The organism is Gemmatimonadota bacterium, from assembly GCA_009838645.1.
Lineage (GTDB): Bacteria > JAAXHH01 > JAAXHH01 > JAAXHH01 > JAAXHH01 > JAAXHH01.
In genome coordinates, this window is sequence record VXRC01000015.1 from 1 (window position 1) to 7,716 (window position 7,716).

Consider the following 7,716-nt stretch of genomic DNA (forward strand, 5'->3'; position numbering starts at 1 on the left):
ATATCGATCCGTGCTCACCATCTGCGCCACTCCCATGTTCTCCTCCACCTTCGCCGCCTTCGCCACCACTCCCATGTTCTCCTCCACCTTCGCCGCCTTCGCCACCACTCCCATGCTCGCCTGATCCGACTTCGGCGTGAGGCGTCCATCCCGTGAACGGCTCTTCCGTTGCGGCCAGTGAGACCTCAGTGGTTTCGCCTGGTGCGAGATCGACCGGCGTTGTAGGACCGAGTTCGGTGCCGTTCGAGAGATGCACTTCGACCCTTACCCTGTTCAGTACACCTTCCGTGGTGTTCTGCACCGTTCCCATAAACGAATTGCTTGGGGCGTCGTAGCGCAGGATGAGCCGAGCGCCTTTCCGGATAACATCATAGGTCTCGTCCAGGGCCAGGGAAACACCCGACTCTTCCCCGTCGTCCGACTCGGACTCCGAGTTTTCGGTCTCGGTGTGTTCCATTCCGGATTCTCCAGTGACGCTCTGGTCTTCGCCTTCCCCCTGGTCGCTTGCGCATCCGCTCAGTGCACCCAGGCCTATCACCGCGGCGAACCCGGCCGCCGCGACCCAGACGATCAGCGTGACGGAGAAAGAACGAATTGTAAGAGCCAGACGCTCAAAGATTCCTGTTCGCTCCCGCCGCTCCGTGCGCGCCGTATTCTCCATGCTCTCCATGCTCTCCATGCTCTCCATGCTCACCTTGTTCGCCATACTCGACACGCAACATTTATTCCATGTCATTTTTTCTCTCCTCGATCACATGATCCCGCAGCATGGACATGGCGCCGTCCGGCCGGAACGTGCGGGGCTCCAGGTCGATCTCTTCTCCCGCGATCATCTTCCGGAGCAGTTCGGCCACGCCGTCCACCGCCACGGGCGCGAGGGCCTCGCCCTTCTCCTTTGTCCCGTATTTCGCGGAACTCTCCATTTCCATGTCGGCTTCATGCACCCGGTGGGGGAACAGGGCCATGGCCATAGAGGTCTCGTATTCGTCGGCATGGCCCGGCAGCCGATCCAGTTCCATGTACCGGTAGACGACGTCGGCCGGGTAGGTGTCCCAATATGAATTGAAACGCACGTTGACGCCGAGCCGTTCCCGGAACGCGTCGATCCGGTTCATCATGGGGACTACATTGCCGCCGTGTCCGTTCAGGATGAGGATATTGGTGACGCCGCCCCGCTTGAGGGCGTCGCACACGTCGTAGACGTACTCTGTGAAAATCTCCGCGCGCACAGTCAACGTGCCCTTGTGCGCCATCCAGTGCTCCGATACCCCGATGGCGATAGGCGACGCGACCACGACGCGGGGATAGAGCTTCAGCGCCGCGTTTTCCGCCATGTAGGCGACGCTGGCCGTGTCGTGGATCATCTCCAGGTGTTCCAGGTGTTGCTCCGTCGCGGCCGTGGGTACGATGGCGGCCTGGATGACGCCGCCTTCGATCCCTTCCCTGAACTCCTTGCGCGTCAGGTCTCCGATGAAAACACGCTTTCTCGACATGATGCGGCTCCTGTACTCTGTGTTGGATGCGGTGTGCGATTGACCGGGTATCGGGTTCTCATCACTCCAGTGCCTGCTCGAGGTCCCGGATGATGTCGTCGGTGTCTTCTAGCCCCACGGACATCCGGACGCGCTGGCCCTCCCGGTCTCCGGTGACGAGCGAACCCACGTCGCCCAGGCTCACCCACGGCCGGCACAGGCGTACGCGGTCGAGGAATCGATCGATGGTTCCCTTGGCAATCTCGAAACTCACCATGCCTCCGTAGCCTGTCCACTGCGACCGCGCGACCTCGTGCCCGGGCGTGGAAGGAAGTCCGGGATACCAGGTCCGTCGTATCCGAGGGTGGGATTCCAGGAAGGCCGCCACGGCCCCGGCGTTCTCGACGTGCCGGTCCATGCGGATGGACAGCGTCTTGATCCCCCTGAGCAGGAGGAAGGCGTTTAGCGGGCTGAGTATGCCTCCGTAGGTATTCCGCGTGCGCACGACCTCTTCGCCGAGTTCGGAGTCACGGGTCGTGATGATCCCGGCCAACGCGTCGCCGTGACCGCAAAGGTACTTGGTGGCGCTGTGTAGCACGACGTCGGCTCCGAGATCCATCGGCCGGAACAGATGGGGGGACAGGAACGTGTTGTCGATCACGACCTTCGCGCCGGCCGCGTGGGCCTTGCGGATGACCGTGGGCGTGTCGATGATGTCCAGCGTGGGATTGGCAAGCGGCTCGAAGTAGACGACGTCGGCGGGTTTCTCGAGGGCCGCATCGAGCTGATCCGGAACGCGCATGTCGATGATCTCGACATCGAAACCGAGGCGTGGCAGCTCTTCGGACATGAAGTGGCGGGTCCAGACATAGGTCGTCTGGTGGCTCACGATCCTGGAGCCCGCGCTGATGAGGGTCATCACGGCCTGGGTAACCGACGCCATGCCGCAGGCCGTGGCGATGCTGCGTCCCCCGCCTTCCAGGGCGCACATCTTCTCCTCGAAAGCCGTGAACGTGGGATTGCTTCCCCGGAGGTAGGCGCCGTCCACCGTGGTTGACTGGTAGATTGGCGTCGCCGACGTGTGCTCCGCCTCGCCCGCGTGGATGGACCGCGTGATGAATCCCTGCTCTTCGTTCATTGCTCTGTCCTCTCCCATCCGGACCGGTCCCCCGCCTACAGCCGTCGCTCGATGGCTCGGACCATCCGGTCGATTTCCTCCCGGCTGTTGTAGAAGTGGGTGGAAATCCGGAACACGGGCACGTCGTTGACGTGAAAGGCCGTGGTCTCGATCTGCTCGTCGTCCCACAGTTCCTGGCGGATCTTCTGGATGTCGGCGCCCTCGATGGTGAAGGTCGTGATGAACCCGGACATCTCGGGGTCCCGCGGGGTAAGGAAGCGCACGCCCCGGATGCGGCCGAGGCGTTCCCGCATGTAATCCACCAGGCCCCGGCAGTAGGTCCGGATGTGGTCCCAGCCGATCTCCTGCTGGAAGTCGAGGGCCGTGCCCAGCCCGATGAAGGGCGTCTGGTCCCGGGTGCCCATCATGTCGAACCGGCTGGCGTTGGGGTTTGGGTGGGCGCTGGAGCCCAGGATGAGCGGCTCTACCCGGTCGTGGGCGTCGTCCGATACGAAAAGCATGCCCGTGCCCTTGGGAGAAAGCGTCCACTTGTGGAGGCTGGACGCGTAGAAATGGGGATTCCATTCGTCCAGGTACAGGGGTACCATGCTCACGGCGTGGGCGCCGTCCACGACCACCCAGACGCCGCGGTCCCGACCGATTTCGGTCAGCTCCTTCACGGGGGTCACCATCCCCGTGGACCAGTACACGTGGCCGAAGACCATGGCCGCCGTTTTTTCGTTCAGTCCGCTCTCGAACACGTCGATGATCTGCTGCTTATCGGTGATCTCCATGGGGAGATGCACCCTGTGGACGGTCATGCCGTGCCGATCGGCCACGTAGTCGAAGCAGGCGTTCACCGCCCCATATTCCTGGTCGGTCATCAGAATCTCGCCGCCCACCTTCCAGGTCACGCCCTGGGCGAAGACGCTGAGCGCCATGGTGGTGTTCTGGACCAGCGCGATACGCTCCGACCGCGTGCCGACGAATTTCGCCAGTTTCTCTCTCGATTCCTCGACGATCGGCCAGTACTTTTGCTGGTGCTTCAACGGGTCGCTGTCGAAGGCCCGGATGGCCTCGGTCACGCGGTCCACCACAGGCTTGGGCGACGGACCGACCGAGCCGCCCTGCAGAAAGGCGATATCGGGTTCCAGGTAAAACTGGTCGCGGCGGATCCCTTTCCAAAATGCTTCGTCCGGAGGGGGCAGCGTGTCGGTCTGGACCGGGCCTTTCACATCGCTCATTCGGGTTCTCCCGTTTCTGTTACTGGTGCAACGGCAACCTACAGGAAGGTCTGTGCGACTTTGCGTAACGCCGGGATCAACTACAGAACCGCCCGCGCAACCTTGCGGAACGCCCGGATCACGTCGTCCACGTCTTCATCGGTCAACTGGGCGGGCAGCGGCAGGATGCGCGCCCGGTCCAGCAGATCGTCGCTGCGCGGCAGCATGCCGGCACGGTATTCCATCGGGCTTTCGGCGTTGAACGGGCACGTCCAGGGGCATCCCGCGGTCGTCACGGGCGCTTTGTTCAACAGGTTGGACATGTACCGGTACTGGTGAATGCCCCCGTGGGGCTCGCCGGCCGGAATGCCTTCCGCCCGTATCGCCGCGGTGAACCCGACCGCCGCTTCCGCCGAGTCGTGGAGCCAGGAGAAATAGGCGCCGCTGTCGCCCTCGGGATCCACGATGCGTCGAAGCCTGATGCCCGGCGTCTTGCCGAGGGTCTCCCGCAGCCTGATCTGGTGGCGTTGCATACCCTGCAGGATGGAAGGTAGTTTCTCCAGCTGCACGAGGCCCACCGCACCGCGGAGTTCGTCCATGCGGACGCCCATGCCGAAGGTCTCGAAGGCCGAGTCCTCCCCGGTCGACACCCCTTCCAGATCCCGCTCGAATCCCGTGTCGTGGAAGCAAACCGCGCGGCGGTAGACTTCGGCGTCGTCCGTCGTGATCATCCCGCCTTCTCCGGTGGTGAAGTTCTTGTTGTACTGAAGGCTGGTCGCGCCCGCCGTGCCCATGGATCCCACGGGGCGCCCTCCCACGCGTGCGCCCGCGGCCTGGGAGCAGTCCTCGAGTACCGGGATTCCATGCCGGTCCGCCACCTCCAGGATGGCGGGCATGTCGGCGGCCGTTCCGGCCATGTGTACGGCGATGATGACCCGCGTGCGGGGCGTGATGCGACGTTCGATGTCGCCGGGGTCCAGGTTCAACGTTTCGTCGATGTCGGCGAGGACCGGCACGGCACGCAGATGCACGACCGCGTTGACGTCGGCGATCCACATGAAGGCCGGCATGATGACTTCCGTGCCCGGACCCGCGTCGAGGGCGGCCAGGGCTACGGAAAGCGCCGTGCTCCCGCTGTGGGTGGCGAGGGCGAAACGCGTGCCGACGTACCGGGCATAGGCCGCTTCGAACCCGTCGACCCTGCCGAGGGGCTCGATGCCGTAGTAGCGGAAGGGCGAACGCGCTTCGATGACCTCGATGGCGGCCTGTTTTTCCTCTTCCCCGTATACCGCACCACCGGGTATCAGCGGAGGCCAGTTTTCCGTGCGGACTGGAGTTCCGCCGTCGATTGCCAGGGATTCCGCCATGGTCTGCCTGATTCAACGATCGAGCTTACATCGTAGTATGCGGAATGGTTGGAATGAGATGCAGGACTATAACACGGCATGCCGCCCGGTTCAAGTACAATTTACTGTCAATCGAGTTACCAATCGAGGCGGGTTACGAGGGCGGGTTGATGGTCAGATCGTGCGGCTCGTCAACCGGCCCCTGTTCGCCGGCCGGCTTTTCTGGTCAACCGGCCCCTGTTCGCCGGCCGGCTTTTCTGGTCAACCGGCCATTCTGGCCAGCCGTCCCGCCATGTCTGGCAGGCCCCGCTCGTCAACCGTCCCCGCTTGTCACCCAGCCCTGCTCGTCAACCGGTCCGCCACATCCATCAGCCGATCCTTCCAGGCGACCCGGCCGAGCCATTCGTCGGGGATGCCGCCAAGACCGTACAGCGCCCCGGCGAGCTGTCCCGTCACCGCGGCGACCGTGTCGGCGTCGTCGGCCAGGTTGGCTGCGAGCAGCACGGCGCCCCGGAAATCGGAGGTGCGCGCCACCGACCAGAGGGCGGCTTCCATCGTGCTGGCGACGTAACCGCTCGAGCTGATCTCTTCCCGGGCTTTTCCCCGCCAGCTTCCGGCCAGGATCCGGGAGATCTCCGTCGTCCCGTCGAACGATCTCGGCGCGAGAAGGTCGGCTTTCGCCTTTCCGGATATGGCATCCGCCAGTAGTGCCGCGAAGCCCCGGCAGGCATCCACCGCGGTTTCGGCCCCGTGCGTCGTCCGGGATTGTTCCGCCGCCGCGGCGTCGAGCAGTGCGCGGTCGTCCCAGTAGCGCAGCGCGACCGGGGAGAGCCGCATCAGCGAGCCGTTTCCCGCGGAGTGGGGGTCGGTGGAACCGGCGAGCGGATCGGCGGTTCGATCGTACCGGGCGAGCGCCGCACTCGTGGTGTTCCCTATGTCGAAGCAACTGCCGGTGCAGGAATACTCACCGTTTTTCCACCAGCGGACGAACCGGTCCATCAGGTCCCGGCAGTCGAGTGCCCCGCAATCGGCGAGGCTTTCGGCCAGGGCCAGCGCCATCGTGGTATCGTCGGTCCACTCGCCGGCGGCAAGACCGAAGGGACCGCCGCCCACCATGTCTTCCACACGCTGCGCGTCGCGGGGCCGGAACTCGAGCGTCGTGCCGACCGCGTCCCCCACTGCGAGACCCAGGAAAGCGCCAATGGCGCGGTCCCGGATGCTTTCCGCGGTCGTCGAGGGCAGCGCCGGGACCACCGCCTCGCACAGGTGCACGTGGCGCTCCTGTTCGCGCGTTTCCAGGGCGTTTTCGGAACGGGCCTCCCGAACGCGCCGTATCGCTGCGTCCGGTCGTTCGCCGAACTCCACGAGCAGCCGAGCGGCGACGGTCCCCGCGCGGCCCAGTCCGCCTTTGCAATGAACGAGTACGTCGAAACCGAGCCGCAGCCGGTCCCGGATGGCCGCTCCCGCATGTACCCAGGCCTTTTCGAATTCCGGACCGGGCGGCTGCCCGTCCGGAATGGGCAGGTGCCACCACTCCATGTGCCGGTCCGCGACCGCCCGGGAGAGGTCCTCAACCTGCAGGTCCCGGATTTCCGCCTCAGTGATCAGGCTGACGACCGCTGTCGCGCCCCACCTGCTGATCCGGTCGAGGTCCGGGTCAAGGTCGCGTTCCCAGTTCCCTGCGAGGCCCCAGGGGTATTTCTTGCCGGGGCACAGGGTGACGCCTATGCGGCCGTAGCCTTCCTTCGTACGTACCGGGTCGACGCGAATGGGGTGGGTCTCGCTTGTTTTTATTACATTGGACATGTATCGCTTTCCTTACGTTAATCATCTTGAAGGCGACTGTTTTTCGTCGCCCCGCCGCTTCGTCTTCCCGGCGCACCATCGTACCGTCGCCTGACGTCCCGATGTCCCGACGCCCAGACGCCCAGACGCCCAGACGCCCAGACGCCCAGACGCCCAGACGATAACCCGGCTTACCTTCGACCGCAAGAAATAACCGTGTGACCGATCTTGTTTGCAAACGTATTCACCCAAAGCGGTACCATACGCGCAACGTTTCCCTTGACAGCCGCATTCACCGTTCCTATTTTGTGCGGCGTCAGGGGCTGTAGCTCAGCTGGGAGAGCGCATGAATGGCATTCATGAGGTCAGCGGTTCGATCCCGCTCAGCTCCACTACCCGATGGTGGCGACCTCATCCCTAAGTGGCGGTCCCTGTTGATTGACCGAGGTCCCAGCCAGCTTGGCCCACATGGTCAGCGCATCGATTCGTAGTGATTCATCATACACAGTCGGTTACTCGTATACAGCGCGCACTATGCTCAGCACCATCTGCACAGTTAATCGCAGTATACCGACCAGCCGTTTTCGCACCCCGAGCCGGCTGACGATCTGCCTGTTTTTACTACTCGCGTCTCCCGCAATGCCCCATGCGGCCCCCATTGACGCCGAGGATACACCGACCGACGCTTCTTCCATTTCAGCGTCGGTTTTTCTTTATGCGCCGTTCCTGTTCCCGGATACGAGCGCGACCACTGCCACGGCGACTTCCCCGGC

Annotated in this window: 6 protein-coding genes and 1 tRNA gene; 1 reads left to right on the plus strand and 6 read right to left on the minus strand. The window is 63.9% G+C overall.

The features are described 5' to 3' along the window. From F4Y38_04620 to F4Y38_04645, 6 genes are all read right to left on the minus strand, one after another. Window positions 1-736, minus strand: a 736-nt coding sequence (locus F4Y38_04620; protein MXY48570.1) for a hypothetical protein, incomplete at its 3' end; no start/stop codon positions are given. Next, window positions 723-1,493 (minus strand): creatininase family protein, encoded by a 771-nt coding sequence (locus F4Y38_04625; GenBank protein ID MXY48571.1) that lies wholly within the window; start codon window positions 1,491-1,493, stop codon window positions 723-725. The genes F4Y38_04620 and F4Y38_04625, both read right to left, overlap by 14 nt. A gap of 61 nt (window positions 1,494-1,554) precedes the next feature. Then, on the minus strand, window positions 1,555-2,628 hold the full coding sequence (locus F4Y38_04630; GenBank protein MXY48572.1) for a PLP-dependent transferase: 1,074 nt from the start codon (window positions 2,626-2,628) through the stop codon (window positions 1,555-1,557). Window positions 2,629-2,645: 17 nt separating this feature from the next. Continuing rightward, window positions 2,646-3,833, minus strand: a complete 1,188-nt coding sequence (locus F4Y38_04635; GenBank protein ID MXY48573.1) for an aminotransferase class V-fold PLP-dependent enzyme — start codon at window positions 3,831-3,833, stop codon at window positions 2,646-2,648. 80 nt (window positions 3,834-3,913) lie between these two features. Next, window positions 3,914-5,179 (minus strand): DegT/DnrJ/EryC1/StrS family aminotransferase, encoded by a 1,266-nt coding sequence (locus F4Y38_04640; protein ID MXY48574.1) that lies wholly within the window; start codon window positions 5,177-5,179, stop codon window positions 3,914-3,916. Between the two features lie 309 nt (window positions 5,180-5,488). After that, window positions 5,489-6,952, minus strand: a complete 1,464-nt coding sequence (locus tag F4Y38_04645; GenBank protein ID MXY48575.1) for a hypothetical protein — start codon at window positions 6,950-6,952, stop codon at window positions 5,489-5,491. A gap of 310 nt (window positions 6,953-7,262) precedes the next feature. On the opposite strand from F4Y38_04645, the gene F4Y38_04650 reads away from it, so the two are divergent. Continuing rightward, window positions 7,263-7,335: transfer RNA gene (locus F4Y38_04650), tRNA-Ala, on the plus strand. The last annotated feature ends 381 nt before the right edge of the window (window positions 7,336-7,716 follow it).

Bases quoted from the DNA above. Each gene is read 5' to 3' on its own strand.
- F4Y38_04625 (MXY48571.1), bottom strand. From the start codon at position 1,493: ATGTCGAGAAAGCGTGTTTTCATCGGAGACCTGACGCGCAAGGAGTTC.
- F4Y38_04630 (MXY48572.1), bottom strand. From the start codon at position 2,628: ATGGGAGAGGACAGAGCAATGAACGAAGAGCAGGGATTCATCACGCGG.
- F4Y38_04635 (MXY48573.1), bottom strand. From the start codon at position 3,833: ATGAGCGATGTGAAAGGCCCGGTCCAGACCGACACGCTGCCCCCTCCG.
- F4Y38_04640 (MXY48574.1), bottom strand. From the start codon at position 5,179: ATGGCGGAATCCCTGGCAATCGACGGCGGAACTCCAGTCCGCACGGAA.